Below are 17027 nucleotides of genomic sequence, written 5' to 3' on the forward strand. Positions count from 1 at the left end.
GGGCCGTTGCGCTGTGCCGCCCCTGAAGGGCGGGCGGGGTCAGAACAGGCGGAGCTTGTCGTCCTCGATGCCGCGCAGGGCGTCGTAGTCCAGCACGACGCAGCCGATACCGCGGTCGGTGGCCAGTACCCGCGCCTGCGGCTTGATCTCCTGAGCCGCGAAGACACCCTTCACCGGCGCCAAGTGCGGGTCGCGGTTGAGGAGTTCGAGGTAGCGGGTGAGCTGCTCGACACCGTCGATCTCACCACGTCGCTTGATCTCGACCGCGACGGTCTGGTTGTCGGCGTCCCGGCACAAGATATCCACCGGGCCAATGGCAGTGGGGTATTCACGCCGAATCAGGGAGTATCCCTCCCCAAGGGTTTCGATCCGGTCCGCGAGCAGCTCCTGGAGGTGGGCCTCCACACCGTCCTTGATGAGGCCCGGGTCGACGCCGAGCTCGTGCGAGGAGTCGTGCATGACCTCCTCAAGGGTGATGATGAGCTTCTCCCCGCCCTTGTTTTCGACCGTCCACACATCACCGTCGCCCTCCTTGAGAGTGCAGGGCGGCGACATCCAGTTGAGGGGTTTGTAGGCCCGGTCGTCCGCGTGAATGGAGACGGAGCCGTCCGCCTTCACCAGGATGAGGCGAGGGGCGGAAGGGAGGTGGGCGGTGAGCCGGCCCGCGTAGTCCACGGAGCAGCGGGCGATGACGAGACGCATGGGGCGTCACGCTACTCGACCAGGGGCCACCTACGCGATTCGCCCTGGATCACGGTGCCTTTACGGGGGAAATCCCCGCACCCCCGGCGTTCGCCAATGGCCGGTTGTATGTGCAATCTCCTGGTGCGGGCCTCTTGCGCGGCATACCGTTGAAGCGGGGGGTTGTGAGGCGAACACGCTCCGTCGCAAAGCCCCTTGTCCCGTCCCTAGGCCCCGTCCGTCCCGGCGGGGCCGCGAGAGGAGAACCTCATGTCGCTCGACGTCTCACCGGCCCTCCTCGAACAGGCCGAGCGAGGCGAGGTCGACGAAGCCGCATTTGTCGACTGCGTCCGGACCTCCCTGCCCTTCGCATGGGGGATGATCAGCTCTCTGGTGGCCCAGCTGAAGGTGGACGGCGGAGAGTTCGCCGACAATCAGACGCCGCCGCCGGACGAGCAGGCGCGCGGCCAGCTGCTGCGCGCGCTGGCGAGTGACGCCATCCGTGGTTCGCTCGAGCGCCACTTCGGTGTGCGGCTCGCTTTTCAGAACTGCCACCGGGTCGCGGTCTTCCCGCTCGACCCGGCGGTGGACGACCGTCTGGCCCGCTTCACGTCCATCCGCGGTCAGCTGCTGAACCAGTCGCCCGAACTCCGCGACTGCTGAACGGAGTTGCTGCCGCTGCCCGCACACGGTTGTGATACGCACCGTGCCGGTGCGCCAGCGGCAGCACCACCCACAGCACGCCGACCTCCGAGTACGGCGCCACCGCACCACCGCACGACAGGCCCACCGCACGACAGGCACGGTCAACCCGTCCCCGGCAGCCGCAGGCGGCCGCCGTACCCGGACCGGTCACCCCAGCTGGGGCAGGACCTCCGTGCCCAGTCGGCGTACGTTCTCCTCCGTCGCCGCGAGGTCGCCGGAGCCCTCGACGAGCAGCGCGAACCGTGTGATGCCCGTACGCTCCGAGGTCGCCGCCAGCCGGTCGGCGCACAGCTGCGGCGGGCCGACGGGATGCAGCCCGCACAGCAGCTCCGTATAGGCCAGCGGATCACGCATCGCGCGATAGCGGCCGTCGACCGTCACATGCGCCCCCAGGCCCTGCTGCAGCCAGCCGGGCATCGCCTTCATGAGGGTCTCCGCCGCCGCCTGGCGGTCGTCGGCGATCTGCACCACGCCTGCCGAGACGTGCGCGGCCGCGGCCACCTCGTCGCCGTCCCGGCCGGCCTCCAGGGCGGCCGACCGCCACAGCGCGACCATCTCCGCCTTCTCCTCGTCGCCGCAGTGCATCCCCAGCAGCATCGGGAGTCCGCGCTCGGCGGCAGTCCGGACCGACGAGGCGGAGGTGCAGGCCACCACCACCGGCGGGCCCGGCGGGCCGGATCCGTCCGGATCGGTCAGTGCCTCGGCCGGCCGGGGCACCACCGCCACCTCCCGGAACGCATAGCGCTCGCCCTGCGCGCCGACCCGGGGCTCCCGCAGCCAGCGCATCAGCAGATCGAGTGACTCCGGGAAGCCGTGGTCGTACGCGGCGAGCCCGGAGCCGAAGACCTCCAGATCGATCCAGGGCCCGCCCCGGCCGACGCCGAGCGTGAACCGGCCGTCGGAGGTGAGGTGCAGCAACGCCGCCTGCTCACCGAGCGCTACCGGATGCTGGGTCGGCAGCACGCTCACCGCCGTCCCGACACCGATCCGGCGGGTCCGCCCCAGCAGCAGCGCGGCCAGCGTCACCGCATTCGGGCAGACGCCGTACGGTACGAAGTGGTGTTCCGCGAGCCAGACATCGTCGAGTCCGGCCTCCTCCGCGACCTCCGCGGAGCGCACCGCGCGGTGCAGTGCTTCCCCCTGTCCCTGACCGGGGAATTGAGCGGCCAGGATGAAAGCCCCAACGCGCATCGCTCTCTGCCTCCTCGCAGCCGACGCGACTCCCCCTTACAGGCAACAACGTGTGACACGTGCCAAGGGCACGGCCTGACGGTAAATTTCCTGATGATCGCAGAATCCTGGCGAGGGGCGTTCGGCCGTGACCGCGCCGCGTACGCTGGTGACAGCCCGTGACCCCGTAACTCTCCGAGGTGCTCTGTGTCCCCGCGTCGAAACCGCCAGCACGGCGGCGCGAAGCCCGTTGACCGCATGGGCGGTGACCGCTACGGCCTGGAACGTACCGAGGAGTGGCGCGGCGAGGAGTGGGTCGTCCGGATGGTCGGGGGCGGCGGCGCCGCCAAGCACTACCGCTGCCCCGGCTGCGACCAGGAGATCCCGCCCGGGGTGCCGCATGTCGTCGCCTGGCCGCAGCACGGCGATGTCGACGACCGCCGGCACTGGCACAAGGCGTGCTGGAACGCACGGGACCGCCGGAGCGCGCGGCTCCAGCGGTCCCGGAATGCGCCCCGCTACTAGGGGCGGACTGTCTCAGACGTCGCGCTTGTGGATGACCGCGTAGGCGGACCCGAGGGTGACGGCCGCGAGGCCCGTCACGATCCACAGGGGCTCCCAGCCGGACGGGCCGGACGAGGTCAGGGCGACGTCGTACATCACGTTGAGCTGGCTGGGCAGCGCGTACTCCAGCAGCCAGGTCTGGATGTCCTTGAGGCTCTCCGCCTGCATGAAGATCGCCAGCACCAACGGCAGCAGGTAGACGCCGACCATGAGGGTGATCGCGCCCGCGGAGTGGCGCAGCAGGGCACCGACGGCCAGTGAGAGCAGCCCGATCATGGCGGTGAAGAGGCTCACACCCACCGTGGCCTTGAACCATTCCGCGCCGGTCGGTGCGCTCTTGGCCATGTCGCTGAGCATGGAGTACTGCGCGACGGCCACCACGGTCGTGGTCACCAGGGTGACGACGAAGCTCAGGGCGAAGAAGACGATCGCCTTGGCGGTCAGGACCCGGGCGCGGGCCGGGCTCGCCGTGAGGGTGGTGCGGATCATTCCGGTGCTGTACTCGGAGGAGATCACCAGCACGCCCAGCGTGATCAGGGGGATCAGGCCCATCATCATGCCGAAGGTGCCGTAGTTCAGCGGTGACTCGGGGCCGAGCGAGTCGCTGTGCCCGGCGATGACCGCGCCCGTCAGCAGACCGATGCCCACGGTCAGCAGGACCATCACGCCCAGTGTCCACATCGTCGAGCGCACCGAGCGGATCTTCGTCCACTCGGAGAGCAGCGCATGGCCGAGGTGGGTGGGGCGCACGGGGATGGACGAGACGTAGCCGCCCGCACCGGCGAACGACTGCTGGGGGTGCGGCTGGGCCGGCGGCTGCTGCGGCTGGTTCTGGGGCTGCTGGGGCGGTGCCGGTGCCTGGGCCTGGGGCGGTGCCGGTGCCTGGGCGGGCGCCTGGGCCTGGAGCATCATCGTGCCCGCTTCCTTGCCCGGCCCGTGCGCCGCGAGCGGCCGCGGCTCGGGGTACTGCTGGGCCTGGAGCATCATCGTCCCGGCTTCCCTGGCCGGGGCGGGCTGCGCGGGGGCCTGGCCCTGGGCCGGCGCGGGTGCCTGCCCGCCCTGAGCCGGGGCCTGCGCTTGGGGCGCCTGCCCCTGAGCGGGCGGCTGGCCCTGGGCCTGCAGCATCATCGTGCCCGCTTCCTTGGCGGGCGCGGGCTGCCCGGGCGCCGCCTGGGCCTGCAGCATCATCGTCCCGGCCTCCTTGGCGGGCGCGGGCTGCTCCGGTGCCGGCTGCTGGGCGGGCTGCTGCTGGGCGGGCGGCGTCTGCGGCGGCATGCCCTGCGGCGCGGCGGGCGGCATCGGCGGCGCGGCCGGTGCCGGCTGCTCCTGTGCGCCGGTGTCGTGGGGGCCGGGCTCAGGCTGCGGCTGGGGCTGCGGCTGCTGAGGGCTGGTCATCGGGCGTCCTCGTGGTGCGGCGTGGGCTGGGCGGCGGGGGCGGCGGGAGCCGCGGGCGGCATCGGCGCGGCGGGCTGTTGCCCGTACGGGTGAGGCGCACCGTACGGCTCGGGTCCCCCGTACGGGTGGCCTTGCGCGGGCGGCGGATAGCCCGGTGCCTGCTGGGCGTACGGATTCGGCTGCCCCTGACCGGGAACACCGGCCGGCACCTGGCCGGGAAGACCCGGCTGGCCACCCGGGTACCCCGGGCCGCCCGCAAACCCCTGCGGTGCGCCACCCTGCGGGGCGTACCCGGCGGGGGCCTCCTGGAGGCCGGCCCGCGCGTCCGCCGTCGAGCGGTAGTCCACGGCGCCCTGCGTCATCTGCATGTACGCCTCTTCCAGGGAGGCCTGGTGCGGCGACAGCTCCCACAGCCGGACGTCGGCCTGATGCGCGAGCTCGCTGATGCGGGGGAGCGGCAGCCCGGTCACCCGCAGCGCACCGTCCGGTTCGGGCGCGGTCTGCCCGCCGGCCTCACCGATCGCCGCGGTCAGCTTCTCGCGCTGCTCCGGCTCGGTGTCCGGGGTGCGGACCCGGGCGAAATCGGCGGAGTTGGCCGAGATGAAGTCCTTCACGGACATATCCGCCAGCAGCTGCCCCCGGCCGATCACGATCAAGTGCTCGGCGGTCAGCGCCATTTCGCTCATCAGATGCGAGGAGACGAAGACCGTACGGCCCTCGCTCGCCAGCTGCTTCATCAGATTGCGCACCCACAGGATGCCTTCGGGGTCGAGTCCGTTGACCGGCTCGTCGAAGAGCAGCACCTGGGGGTCGCCGAGCAGCGCCGCGGCGATACCGAGCCGCTGGCCCATCCCGAGCGAGAAGCCGTTGCTGCGCCGCCCCGCGACGTCTTGCAGACCGACCACGCCGAGCACCTCGTCGACCCGGCGGGCCGGGATGCCGGACACCTGGGCGAGCGAGAGCAGATGCTGACGCGCACTGCGCCCGCCGTGCACGGCCTTGGCGTCGAGCAGTGCGCCCACCTGGCGGGGAGCGTTGGGGAGGCTGCGGAAGGGACGGCCGGCGATGGTGGCACGCCCCGAGGTCGGTGCGTCCAGGCCCAGGATCATGCGCATCGTCGTGGACTTGCCGGAGCCGTTGGGCCCCAGGAAGCCGGTCACCGTGCCCGGCCGTACCTGGAACGACAGGTTGTACACGGCCGTCTTGGCGCCGTAGCGCTTCGTCAGGCCGACTGCCTCGATCATTCTCCGCCCCTCGCAAGATGGTCGGGGCAGAGGCGCCCTCGTACCCCCGTGAGGGTTAGGAGGCTATCCGGACATTGACGGTTCCCGTCAATCGCCACAGGTGACACCCACCCCACCCACCCCAACCCTTACCACCCACGGGAGGTGACGGGTCTCCGGGGCTTGGTGTGTGGACGTAAAGCGAAGCAGTCCACACACCAAGCCCCGGAGACCCGTCACCGCACCCAACAGCCCCGCGCAGCGGACAAACAGCCCGCCGCAGGCGAATCGGCGCCGCACCCAACAGCCCCGCGCAGCGGACAAACAGCCCGCCGCAGGCGAATCGGCGCCGCACCCAACAGCCCCGCACAGCGGACAAACAGCCCGCCGCAGGCGAATCGGCGCCGCACCCAACAGCCCACGCAGCGGACAGAGAGCCCGCCGCAGGCGAATCGGCGCCGCCCCGGCAACGTACGCCGCAGGCAAAGCGCAGCGGACCGGCACCCAACCACGTACGCCAAAAGCCCAGCGCAGCGCTACGCGTCGCGCTTCTTCAACAACACGAACCCGCAGACCAGCGCGACCACCGTCCAGGCGATCATGATGCCGAGCCCGCCCCACGGGCCGTACGGCACCTCGTCGTTGGCCCGGGGGATCACCTGCATGATTTTCGAGCCCGCCTGGTCCGGCAGATAGCGGCCGATTTTCCGGGTCGCCGAGACATTTCCGAGAATGTTCGAGATCAGGAAGAAGAACGGCATCAGGATGCCCAGCGAGAGCATCGGGCTGCGCAGCATCGTGGCCACCGCCATCGAGAACAGCGCGATCAGCGTCATGTAGAGCCCGCCGCCGATCACCGCGCGCAGCACGCCCGGATCGCCGAGGTGCGCCCGGAGGTCACCGAGCACCGCCTGGCCGGCGAAGAACGTCACGAAGCTGGTGGCGAGTCCGACGACGAAGACCAGCGCGGTGGCCACCAGCAGCTTGCAGAACAGAAAGGTGCCGCGCTGCGGTACGGCTGCCAGCGAGGCGCGGATCATGCCGGTGCTGTACTCGTTCGAGACCACCAGCACCCCGAAGACGATCATCGCCAGCTGGCCCAGGCCCATCCCGGCGAAGCTGATGTTGGTGGCGTCGAACGCCAGCCGGTCCCGGGCCGGCATCGAGCTGAAGTCGTTGGTGGCCAGGGTGCAGATCAGCACGCCCAGCCCGATGGTGACCACCACGGCGATGCCCAGCGTCCACACCGTGGACCGCACCGACCTGATCTTGGTCCACTCCGACCGAATGACCTGCCCCAGCGCCCCCATCCGTCAGCTCCTCTTCTTCTGCCAGTCCGCGCCCCAGCCGGTCGGCTGCGGCTTGCCCGGCCGTGCCCCGGCCGGCTGCGGTTCTCCCGCGGGCCGTGCGGCGGGCCGGTCCGGCACCGGTTCGCCGTCGTGCGCGTGATACTCCACCGACTCGGCCGTCAGCTGCATGAACGCGTCCTCCAGGGAGGCCTGCTGAGGGCTGAGCTCATGCAGTACCAGCTGATGCCGGGCGGCCAGTTCGCCCAGCCGGTCGGCGGGGACCCCGTCGATCTCCAGCGACCCGTTGCCCACGGCCACCGCGTCGATGCCCTCGTCGTGCAGCAGATCCAGCAGCTTCTCCTGCTGCGGGGACCGCATCCGGACGTACGACCGCGAGTTCTGGTGGATGAAGTCCTTCATCGAGGTGTCGGCCATCAGCCGGCCCTGCCCGATCACGATCAGATGCTCCGCGGTCAGCGCCATCTCGCTCATCAGATGCGAGGAGACGAAGACCGTACGGCCCTGGCCGGCGAGGTTCTTCATCAGATTGCGGATCCAATGGATGCCTTCGGGGTCGAGCCCGTTGACCGGCTCGTCGAAGAGCAGCACCTGGGGGTCGCCGAGCAGCGCCGCGGCGATACCGAGCCGCTGGCTCATACCGAGTGAGAAGCCCTTCGAGCGCTTCTTGGCGACCGCGCTCAGCCCGACGGTGTCCAGCACCTCGGCGACCCGTCTGCGGGGAATGCCGTTGCTCTGTGCCAGACACAGCAGATGGTTGGCGGCGCTCCGGCCGCCGTGCACCGCCTTCGCCTCCAGCAGCGCCCCGATATAGGTGAGTGGATCCTTCAGCTGCCGGTAGTGCTTGCCGTCGATCCGGACCGTCCCCGCCGTCGGGTTGTCCAGGTCGAGCATCATCCGCATGGTCGTCGACTTGCCCGCGCCGTTCGGGCCGAGGAAGCCGGTGACGATACCGGGCCGCACCGTGAACGTGAGGTGGTCCACGGCGACCTTGTCGCCGTAATGCTTGGTCAGCCCCTCGAGCTCGATCATGTAGAGCACGCTAGGCGCGCCCGGGGGCCCCTGCCACCGGGGCGGGGCCGCCCGGCTGACCCCCGGTACGCACCGCGCCCCCGCAACGCCTCAGGGGCGGTACGGGGGCGCGCAACAGCTGGGCGGAAGCGGAGCTGCCCGGGGGCACCTCCCAGCGATAGCTGGGGGAGGTCAGCGGCTCTGCTGGGCGGGGACGCCGCGGGAGACCGTCTCGTCCTCACCGGGGGCACCGGCCGCGGCCACCGCCGCACCGGTCAGCGTCGCCAGCATCTCGCGGACGTTGGTCAGCTGCGCGTTGATGGAGTCGCGGCGGTTCGTCAGCGCCGCGAGCTCGCGCTCGGATTCGCTGCGGATCCGGTCCGCCTTGGCGTTGGCGTCCGCCACGATGTCCTCGGCCTGGCGCTGCGCGGTCTCCACCGTCTGGCGGGCCCGGCGCTCCGCGTCCGTACGCAGCTTCTCGGCCTCCAGGCGGAGCTGCTCGGCGCGGTGCTCGATCTCCGCGAGCCGCTTCTCGGCCTTGGCCTGACGCGAGGCCAGGTCGCGCTCGGACTGCTCACGGCGCTTGGCGAGGTTGGTCTCGAAGTCCGCGGCGGCCTGCGCGGCCTTGGCGCGGGTCTCCTCGAAGAGGGAGTCCGCCTCCTCGCGCTTGGACTGCGCGTCCTTCTGTGCCTCGGCGCGCAGCGTGGACGCCTCGCCCTTGGCCTTCTCGACGATCCGGGCGCCCTCGTCCTCCGCCTTCGCCTTGCGCTCGGCGGCGAACGACTCGGCGTCGTTACGGACCTGCTGGGCGGCCGACTCGGCCAGCTCCCGGTGCTGCTCGGCGGCCCGCCGGGCCTCCTCGCGCAGATCCTTCGCCTCCTCTTCGGCGAGCCGGAGGATCTTCTCCACGCGTGCACCGAGGCCCGCGTAGGACGGTTCGGCGTCATTGACCTGCGCCTGGGCGTTCTGCGTTTCGAGGTGCAGCTCCTCGATCCGCTTTTCCAGCGACGTGATGCGGGCCAGCGCGCTGTCGCGGTCGGCGACGAGCTTCGTAATGCGGTCGTCCACCTGACCGCGGTCGTACCCACGCCGCACGAGCTCGAAGCCGAAGGGGGAGGAAGTGTCGCTCATGGGGTTCCTGTCGAAGAGACCGGTGAGGTGATAAGGAGAATCCTAGGGGTCACAACGGCGTGTCATCGAGTCATTGCCCGTTTGATCTGGAGAATGACCCCTCATTTGAGTGGCTACCCCTCAGACTGCTTGCCACTCGAACGAGTTGCACCCGCCCCCGCGGCCGCCTTCACACCAGCACCCTTTCCTTCCCCGCCCCCGCCGGGTGCCTCGAACGATTCCAGGGCTTCCAGAACGTCCTGAACGCGGGAGATTTCGGCGTTGATGTCCTCCCGGCGGCGCACCAGCACCTCCAGCTCCCGCTTGCCCTCGTCCACGATCCGGGTGGCCTCCGCCTCGGCCTCGGTGCGCATCCGCTCCGCGTCGCGCACCGCCTCGGCCTTCTTGTTCTCGGCCTCCTTGATCAGGCCCTCGGCCTTCTTCACCGCCGAGATCCGGACCTTGCTCGCCTCGCTGTTCGCGTCGGCCACCATCCGGTCGGCCTTCTCCTCGGCCTCCACCTGCTGGGCGGTGGCCTGCGCGATGAGCTTGTCGACCCGCTCGCCGGCGTTCTTCATCGTCTCCGCCGACTCCCGGCGGGCCCGCTCGTGCAGCTCCTCGACCTCGGACTCGATCCGCTGCCGCAGCTCCTCGGCGCGGTCCCGGATACCGGTGGCGTCGCGGCGGGCCTCCTCCAGCATCGTGTTCGCGTCCGTACGGGCCTTCTCCACCCGGGCATTGCCGTCGGTGGTGGCCTCCGAGACCAGCCGCTCGGCCTCCTTGCGGGCCACCCCGACCATGGTGTCGGCCTGCTCCTCGGCGGCGGTGGCCGCCTTGAGCGCCTCCTCCTGGGCCTTGGCGACGAGCTGGTCCGCCTGCTCGGCCGCGTCCCCGCGGCGCTTGGCGGCCTCCTTGCGTGCCTCGTCGAGCAGCCGGTCCGCCTCCTGCTGGGCCTCGTTCCGGGTCTGCTCGGCCGCCGCCTCGGCGTCCTCCTTGAGCTTCGCGGAGTCGTTACGGGTGCGGTTGGCGTGCTCCTGCGCGGCGGTGACCGTCTCGGCCGCCTCCGTCCGCAGCCGGTCCGCCTCCGCGGTGGCCGTCGCCAGCATCCGGTCGGCCTGCTCCCGGGCATCGGCCCGGGTACGGTCCGCGTCCCGCTCGGCGTCCGCGGTCGTCTCCGCCGCCTCCGTGCGCAGCCGCTCGGCCTCGGTCGCGGCCTCCGACATCAGCTCGTCGGCCTGCTCCGCGGCGTCCGAACGCGTCTTGTTGGCCGCCTTGCGCGCCTCGTCGCCGGTGCGGTCCGCGTCCCTGCGGGCCTCCTCCAGCGCCTCGGCCGCCTCGGCCCGCAGCCGCTCCGCCGTCTCGGTCGCCTCCGCCACCAGGCGCTGCGCCTGCTGCTCGCCGTCGGCCCGCAGCCGCTCGGCGGCCTGCTGGGCCTCCTGGACCGTACGGTCCGCGTCGTCCTGCGCCGAAGACGTCAGCTCGGTGGCCTCGGTGACAATCCGTTCGGCCTCCGCACGCGCCTCGGTGATCAGCCGGTCCGCCTGCTCCGCGGCGTCCGAGCGCATCCGGTTCGCGTCGTCCCGCGCCTCCGCACGGGCCCGCGCCGCGTCCTGCTCGCCGGCCGCCAGCGCGTCCGAGGCGTCGGTACGCAGCTGCTGTGCCTTCGCCGTGGCGTCCGCCACCAGCTTCTCGGCCCGGTTGGTCGCCTCCGACACCAGCCGGTCGGCCTGCTCGGCGGCCTCGGTCCGCGCCGCGTCGGCCTCCCGGCGCGCCTCGTCCACCACCCCGGCCGCCTCGGCGCGCAGCCCGTCGGCCTCCTCGATGGCCTCGGAAACCGCCCGCTCGGCAAGGGACTTCGCGGCCTCCGTCGCCTCCTGCGCCTCCGCACGGGCCCGCGCCGCGTCCTCCGAGGCGCGCTCCCGCTCCTCGTAGGCGTCCCTGCGGATCCGGTCCGCCTCGTCCTGCGCCTCGGCCTTGGTGCGCTCCGCGGCGTGCTCGGCCGCCGAACGCAGCCCGGCGATCTCCTCACCGGCCTGCTCGTGCAGCCCCGCGACCGAGTCCCGCACCTGCTGCGCGGTCTGCTCGGCCGCCGCCACCAGCTCGCCCGCCCGCCGGTCCGCGTCCTCGACCAGCCGCTGGGCCTCCTCCTGCGCCTCGCCCACCCGCGTACGGGCCGACGCCAGCAGCTCCTCGCTCTGCTCGCGCGCCGCGGTGCGCTCCTGGTGGGCCTCCTCGCGGGCCTCGCCCAGCAGCTGCTCGGCCTCCCGGCGCCGCCGTGCGGCCTCCTCCTGGGCGGCGGCCAGCGCCTGCGCCGCCTCCGCACCCGTGCGCTCGGCGGCCGTGGCCGCCTCGGCCCGGACCCGGTCCGCGGTCTCCTGCGCCTCCGCCTTCAGCCGCTCCGCCTCGGCCGACGCCTCGGTGCGCAGCCGTACGGCCACCGACTCGGCCTCGGAACGCGCCGACGACGCGTCCTCGGCGGCCTCCGTGCGCAGCCGCTCGGCCTCCTCCTCGGCCTGCTGCTGCAGCGTCCGGCGCCGCTCCGCCGACTCCGCCTTGAGGCGGGCCGCCTCCTCCTGCGTCTCCCGGCGCAGCCGCTCGGCCTCCGCGCGGGCGTCGCGCAGCGACCGCTCGGCGGCGGTGACCTTCTCCTCGGCCTCGCTGTGCAGCCGGTCCAGCTCGTCCTGCGCCTCGGCGCGCCGCTCCTCGGCGGCCTGCTCGGCCTCCGCGCGCAGCCGTGCGGCGGACTCCTCCGCCTCGGTGGTCACCATCTCCGCGGCCTGGGCGCCCTCGGTGAGCAGCTCCTCGGCCTCCGAACGGGACCGCTCCAGCGCCTCCTCGGCCTGCCGGCGCAGTGCCGAGGCACGCTCGATGGCCTCCGTCCGCACCCGCTCGCTCTCCGCGACGGCACCCGAACGGGTCTCCTCGGCGTCCGACTTGGCCTTCGCCAGCAGCTCCTCGGCGGTCCCGGCCGCCTCCTCGATCTGCTGGACCGCCTCCCGGCGGGCCTCGCCGCGGATCCGCTCGCCCTCGGCGACCGCGTCCGCGCGCAGCTGCTCCGCCTCACCGCGCAGCCGCCGTGCCTCCTCCTGGAGTTCGACGGTCTTGGCGCGGTACTCCTTGGTGTCGTCCTTCGCGGCGCCCTTGAGCTGCGCCACGGTGTCGTGGGCCTCCTCGCGCAGCCGGTCCGCCTCGGACTCGGCCTCCTTGCGCAGCCGTTCGGCCTCCTCGGCGGCGGCCTTGGTGGTGGCCTTGGCGTCCTCCGACGCCTTGGTCAGCACCTCCTCGGCGGAGCGCGCGGCCTTCGCCAGCTGTGCCGCGGAGTCCTCCGCCGCCTTGGACCGGGCGGACTCCTGCGCCTCGGCGACCAGCCGGTCGGCCTCCGCGCGGGCGTCCGACCGCAGTTGCTCGGCCTCGGCCTTGAGCGCCTCGGCCTCCTTGGTGGCCTCACCGACCAGCCGGGCGATCTCCGCCTTGGCCGTACGGGTGCGCTGCTCATTGTCCGATTCGGCCGCCGTCAGCCGCTTGGTGGCGCTCTGCTGCGCCTCGTCGACCAGCTTCTCCGCCTCGGCGCGCGCCTCGCGCAGCGCCTTGTCCGCCTCCTGGACGCGGGCCTCGGCGGTGCGGGTCAGCTCCGCGGCCTGCCGGCGGGCCTCCTCCGACTCGGTGCCGACGCTGGTACGCAGCTGCTCGGCCTGGTCGGTGGCCTCCTGGGCCTGGCTGGAGGCGGCGTTCAGCAGCCGCTCGGCGTCCGTACGCGCCCGGCGCAGGATGCTTTCCGCTTCGGCGCGGGCCTCCTCGGCCTCGGTGCCGAGCCGCTCACGGGCGCGTTCGGCCAGCCGCTGTGCCTCGGCCCGCGCGGCCGCCAGCGCCTGCTCGGCCTCCCTGCGGGACTCCTCCATGAGCCGGCGGGCCTGCGACTCCGTACGGGCACGCAGCTGTTCGGCCCAGGCGACGTTCTCGTTGACATGCGATTCGACGGTCTGCCGGCGCTCGTTGAGCTCCTCGTCGAGCCGCTGCCGGCGGCTGACCGCCTCGGCGTGCAGCTCGGCCTCCAGCCGGGACTGCCGCTCGGCCTGCTCCTGCAGCAGCCGCTGGGTCTGTGCCCGTGCCTCGCGCAGCTCACGCTCGGCATCGGTACGCAGCTGGTCCGCCTGGATCTGCGCATTGCGCAGCAGCTGTTCGGCCTGATGACTGACGTTGTCGTAGGCAGGACGGGTCGCGAGGTTGCGGCGCGCCTCATGGAGCTTGGCGCGCAGCACCTCGACCTGATAGCCGAGGTCGTCGGCGTGCTGAACGGCCTTGTCCCGCTCCGTCTTCAGCCGCTCCATCTCGGCCTCGAACTGCGAGAGGTGGTCGTCAGCCTCGTAGCGGTCGTTGCCCCGCACTGCGCGGTCCCATCCGTCCCCTGGTCATGGTGGCGGCCGTCTCCGGTCCTGCGGCGCTCGTCCCGTACACGTCACGTCGTACCGGACTCGCGCCCATCGGAGCTGACCCTTCCGAAGAAATGGTGTCAGATCATCGGCAGGGTATGGACCGAGCCCCACTCCCTTACCCCGGCCGAAGCTGCACTCTACCGGCCGGGGAAGGTGAAGGTCAGTGGTCCGCCGAGCCGGCGGGCGCCGCGGTGACGAGTTCGGTGAGCACTCCGTGACAATCCTTGGGGTGCAGGAAGGTGATCCGGGACCCCATCGAACCCGTCCTGGGCTCGTCGTAGAGGACCCGGACGCCCTTGCCGCGGATGGCCTCGGAGTCGCCGTCCACATCCGCGGTGCCGAAGGCGATGTGGTGCACCCCCTCGCCGTTCTTGGCAAGCCACTTGCCCACCGCGGAGTCCTCGCGGGTGGGCTCCAGAAGCTGCAAATACGAGGCGCCGCCGTCCGACGTCTCATTGATCTTGAGCATGGCCTCCCGGACCCCTTGCTCCTCGTTGACCTCGGTGTGGAACACCTCGAAGCCATACGTGGCACGGTAGAACTCGACAGTCTTGTCGAGGTCGAAACAGGCGATCCCGATGTGGTCGATTCGCGTCAGCATGGCTCCAGTGCACCGCCCACACGGCTGGTTACGCAACGTGCGCGCGATCACACCCGCTTGCCGGTGACCCGGCGGGTACCGCTCAGTACATTGACGGGAACCCTCGTTAACTTCCCTGCAAAGGAAGGCCGCACCGCATGTCTGCAACGAACGGCACGAACGGCAGCACCTCAGTGATCGTGGCGGGAGCGCGCACCCCCATGGGCCGGCTCCTGGGATCCCTGCGGACCTTCTCCGGCGCCGACCTGGGCGCCGTCGCCATCAAGGCGGCACTCGACCGGGCGGGCATCGGCGGCGACCAGGTGCAGTACGTGATCATGGGCCAGGTGCTCCAGGCCGGGGCAGGGCAGATCCCGGCACGCCAGGCCGCCGTCAAGGCCGGGATCCCCATGAACGTCCCCGCGCTGACCGTCAACAAGGTCTGTCTCTCCGGCCTCGACGCCATCGCGCTGGCCGACCAGCTCATCCGCGCCGGCGAGTTCGATGTCATCGTCGCCGGCGGCCAGGAGTCCATGACCAACGCCCCGCACCTGCTCCCGAAGTCCCGTGAGGGCTTCAAGTACGGCGCGGTCGAGATGCTCGACGCGATGGCGCACGACGGCCTCACGGACGCCTACGAAGGCATCGCCATGGGCGAGTCGACCGAGAAGCACAACACCCGTTTGGGCATCGCCCGACCGGAGCAGGACGAGGTCGCCGCGCGCTCCCACCAGCGGGCCGCCGCCGCCCAGAAGAACGGGCTCTTCGAGGCCGAGATCACCCCCGTGGAGATCCCGCAGCGCAAGGGCGAGCCGGTCGTCTTCAGCCAGGACGAGGGCATCCGCGGCGAGACCACCGCGGAGTCGCTCGGCAAGCTCCGGCCGGCCTTCGCCAAGGACGGCACGATCACCGCCGGCACCTCCTCGCAGATCTCCGACGGCGCCGCCGCGGTCGTCGTCATGAGCAAGGCCAAGGCCCAGGAGCTCGGCCTGGAATGGATCGCGGAGATCGGTGCGCACGGCAATGTCGCGGGCCCGGACAACTCGCTCCAGTCCCAGCCCTCCAACGCCATCAACCACGCCCTGAAGAAGGACGGCCTCGCCGTCGACGATCTTGACCTGATCGAGATCAACGAGGCGTTCGCGGCCGTCGCCGTGCAGTCGATGAAGGACCTGGGGGTGTCCCCGGAAAAGGTGAATGTCAATGGCGGCGCCATTGCGCTGGGTCACCCGATCGGGATGTCCGGCGCCCGGATCGTGCTGCATCTCGCGCTGGAGCTGCGCCGGCGGGGCGGTGGCGTGGGTGCCGCCGCGCTGTGTGGTGGCGGCGGTCAGGGCGACGCGCTGATCATCCGCGTACCGGGTAAGTAAGCGGGAGCTCGTACGCCGGTGCGTACGAGCGGGCCGAATCGCGATACGAGCGAGTCGAAGGAGCCGAGCGGCGATGGTGGACGTCCCCCAGCTGGTGGAACAGGCACGGCAGGGCCGGCCGAGGGCCGTGGCGCGGCTGATCTCCCTCGTGGAGGGGGCGTCACCGGAGCTGCGCGAGGTGATGGCGGCCCTGGCGCCGCTCACCGGCAACGCCTATGTGGTCGGGCTGACCGGCTCGCCCGGTGTGGGCAAGTCCACCACCACCTCCGCGCTGGTGACGGCCTATCGCAAGATGGGCAAACGGGTCGGCGTGCTCGCCGTCGACCCGTCCTCCCCGTTCTCCGGCGGCGCGCTGCTCGGCGACCGGGTCCGGATGTCGGAGCACGCCTCCGACCCCGGCGTCTACATCCGCTCCATGGCCACCCGCGGCCATCTGGGCGGCCTGGCCTGGGCCGCACCACAGGCGATCCGCGTCCTGGACGCGGCGGGCTGTGACGTGGTCCTCGTCGAGACGGTCGGCGTCGGCCAGTCCGAGGTGGAGATCGCCTCCCAGGCCGATACGAGCGTGGTGCTGCTCGCGCCCGGCATGGGCGACGGCATTCAGGCGGCCAAGGCCGGGATCCTGGAGATCGGCGACGTCTACGTCGTCAACAAGGCGGACCGGGACGGGGCCGATGCGACCGCCCGCGAGCTCAACCACATGCTGGGGCTCGGCGAATCCCGTGCGCCGGGTGACTGGCGGCCGCCGATCGTCAAGACCGTCGCGGCGCGTGGCGAGGGTGTCGACGAGGTCGTCGAGGCGCTGGAGAAGCACCGGGCCTGGATGGAGGAGCACGGCGTCCTCGCCCAGCGGCGCCGCTCCCGCGCGGCCCACGAGGTCGAGACGATCGCGGTCACGGCGCTCCGCGAGCGGATCGGCGATCTGCGTGGCGATCGCCGACTGGATGCGCTGGCCGAGCGCATCGTCTCCGGCGAGACGGATCCCTATCGGGCGGCCGATGAGCTGGTCGATGGGCTGACCAACGGGGACTGAGGCGGGTGCCGCCCGGGGGGTGGCGTTGTTTGTCTGCGGGTGCGTTGTGGCTGGTCGCGCAGTTCCCCGCGCCCCTGCGTGGCGCGGCCGATCCGTTGCCTGACTTCTGCGGGCTGGTGGGGGCTGGGGTTTTGCGGGGTGTGTGGTTGCCGCGGGGGTCGGAGGGGACGCACCGGTACCCGTCCTCGGCGCGGGCGACGCGGCTACGTGCGATTGAGCACCCCGGCGTTCGCTCCAGTCCTGCGGGCGGGCACCGGTACATCCCCTCCAACCGTTCAGCGTTGCCGGCTGCCGGCCGGTGACACCGTCCGTTACGGCCCCCACCTCGGTCGTGCCCAATCTGCGGGTGGAATGGCCAGGTCCCTGCCAAGGGGTGCCGTATGGGGTTGGTGACGGTGATCGGTACGGCGGGACGGCCGCGTACGTACGGCGGTCGGAGGGGATG

The 17027-nt window shown here is 71.7% G+C and carries 13 protein-coding genes; 4 read left to right on the forward strand and 9 right to left on the reverse strand.

Going from position 1 to position 17027, the window contains the following annotated elements; translation table 11 throughout:
• Window positions 1–39: 39 nt before the first annotated feature.
• Window positions 40–702: an endonuclease NucS gene (gene nucS / locus NUT86_RS28115; RefSeq protein WP_018087371.1), complete on the reverse strand. Its 663-nt coding sequence runs from the start codon at window positions 700–702 to the stop codon at window positions 40–42.
• A gap of 249 nt (window positions 703–951) precedes the next feature.
• Here nucS and NUT86_RS28120 point away from each other — a divergent pair, with 249 nt between their 5' ends.
• Window positions 952–1344, forward strand: a complete 393-nt coding sequence (locus NUT86_RS28120) for an SCO5389 family protein (RefSeq protein ID WP_018087370.1) — start codon at window positions 952–954, stop codon at window positions 1342–1344.
• Window positions 1345–1533: 189 nt separating this feature from the next.
• On the opposite strand, the gene NUT86_RS28125 is transcribed toward NUT86_RS28120, so the two are convergent.
• The gene (locus NUT86_RS28125; protein WP_026169240.1) at window positions 1534–2577 is read right to left on the reverse strand and encodes an LLM class flavin-dependent oxidoreductase; all 1044 of its coding nucleotides are present in this window, start codon (window positions 2575–2577) and stop codon (window positions 1534–1536) included.
• A 186-nt stretch (window positions 2578–2763) separates the two neighbouring features.
• On the opposite strand from NUT86_RS28125, the gene NUT86_RS28130 reads away from it, so the two are divergent.
• Window positions 2764–3081: a hypothetical protein gene (locus NUT86_RS28130; protein WP_026169239.1), complete on the forward strand. Its 318-nt coding sequence runs from the start codon at window positions 2764–2766 to the stop codon at window positions 3079–3081.
• Between the two features lie 12 nt (window positions 3082–3093).
• Here the strand turns inward: NUT86_RS28130 and NUT86_RS28135 are convergent, their stop codons facing one another.
• The 7 genes from NUT86_RS28135 to mce form a co-directional block, all read right to left on the reverse strand.
• Window positions 3094–4515, reverse strand: a complete 1422-nt coding sequence (locus NUT86_RS28135) for an ABC transporter permease (protein WP_342456261.1) — start codon at window positions 4513–4515, stop codon at window positions 3094–3096.
• A complete protein-coding gene (locus NUT86_RS28140; RefSeq protein ID WP_159486147.1) occupies window positions 4512–5759 on the reverse strand; it encodes an ABC transporter ATP-binding protein in 1248 nt (415 codons plus the stop codon). The genes NUT86_RS28135 and NUT86_RS28140 overlap by 4 nt, the downstream gene beginning before the upstream one ends.
• A gap of 515 nt (window positions 5760–6274) precedes the next feature.
• Window positions 6275–7048, reverse strand: coding sequence for an ABC transporter permease subunit (locus NUT86_RS28145; RefSeq protein WP_018087365.1), 774 nt, complete (start codon window positions 7046–7048; stop codon window positions 6275–6277).
• 3 nt (window positions 7049–7051) lie between these two features.
• Window positions 7052–8077, reverse strand: a complete 1026-nt coding sequence (locus NUT86_RS28150; RefSeq protein ID WP_026169238.1) for an ABC transporter ATP-binding protein — start codon at window positions 8075–8077, stop codon at window positions 7052–7054.
• Window positions 8078–8248: 171 nt separating this feature from the next.
• Complete coding sequence (locus NUT86_RS28155; RefSeq protein ID WP_018087363.1) at window positions 8249–9187, reverse strand: cellulose-binding protein; 939 nt, start codon at window positions 9185–9187, stop codon at window positions 8249–8251.
• Between the two features lie 113 nt (window positions 9188–9300).
• A complete protein-coding gene (scy, locus tag NUT86_RS28160) occupies window positions 9301–13551 on the reverse strand; it encodes a polarized growth protein Scy (RefSeq protein WP_274738192.1) in 4251 nt (1416 codons plus the stop codon).
• 208 nt (window positions 13552–13759) lie between these two features.
• Window positions 13760–14200, reverse strand: coding sequence for a methylmalonyl-CoA epimerase (mce, locus tag NUT86_RS28165; RefSeq protein WP_018087361.1), 441 nt, complete (start codon window positions 14198–14200; stop codon window positions 13760–13762).
• A 173-nt stretch (window positions 14201–14373) separates the two neighbouring features.
• Between mce and NUT86_RS28170 the strand changes: the two genes are divergently transcribed.
• On the forward strand, window positions 14374–15549 hold the full coding sequence (locus NUT86_RS28170) for an acetyl-CoA C-acetyltransferase (RefSeq protein WP_026169237.1): 1176 nt from the start codon (window positions 14374–14376) through the stop codon (window positions 15547–15549).
• 73 nt (window positions 15550–15622) lie between these two features.
• A complete protein-coding gene (gene meaB / locus NUT86_RS28175) occupies window positions 15623–16582 on the forward strand; it encodes a methylmalonyl Co-A mutase-associated GTPase MeaB (RefSeq protein ID WP_109892617.1) in 960 nt (319 codons plus the stop codon).
• Window positions 16583–17027: the final 445 nt, after the last annotated feature.

Source organism: Streptomyces sp. G7(2002) (assembly GCF_028870195.1).
Taxonomy (GTDB): Bacteria; Actinomycetota; Actinomycetes; order Streptomycetales; family Streptomycetaceae; genus Streptomyces; species Streptomyces nigrescens.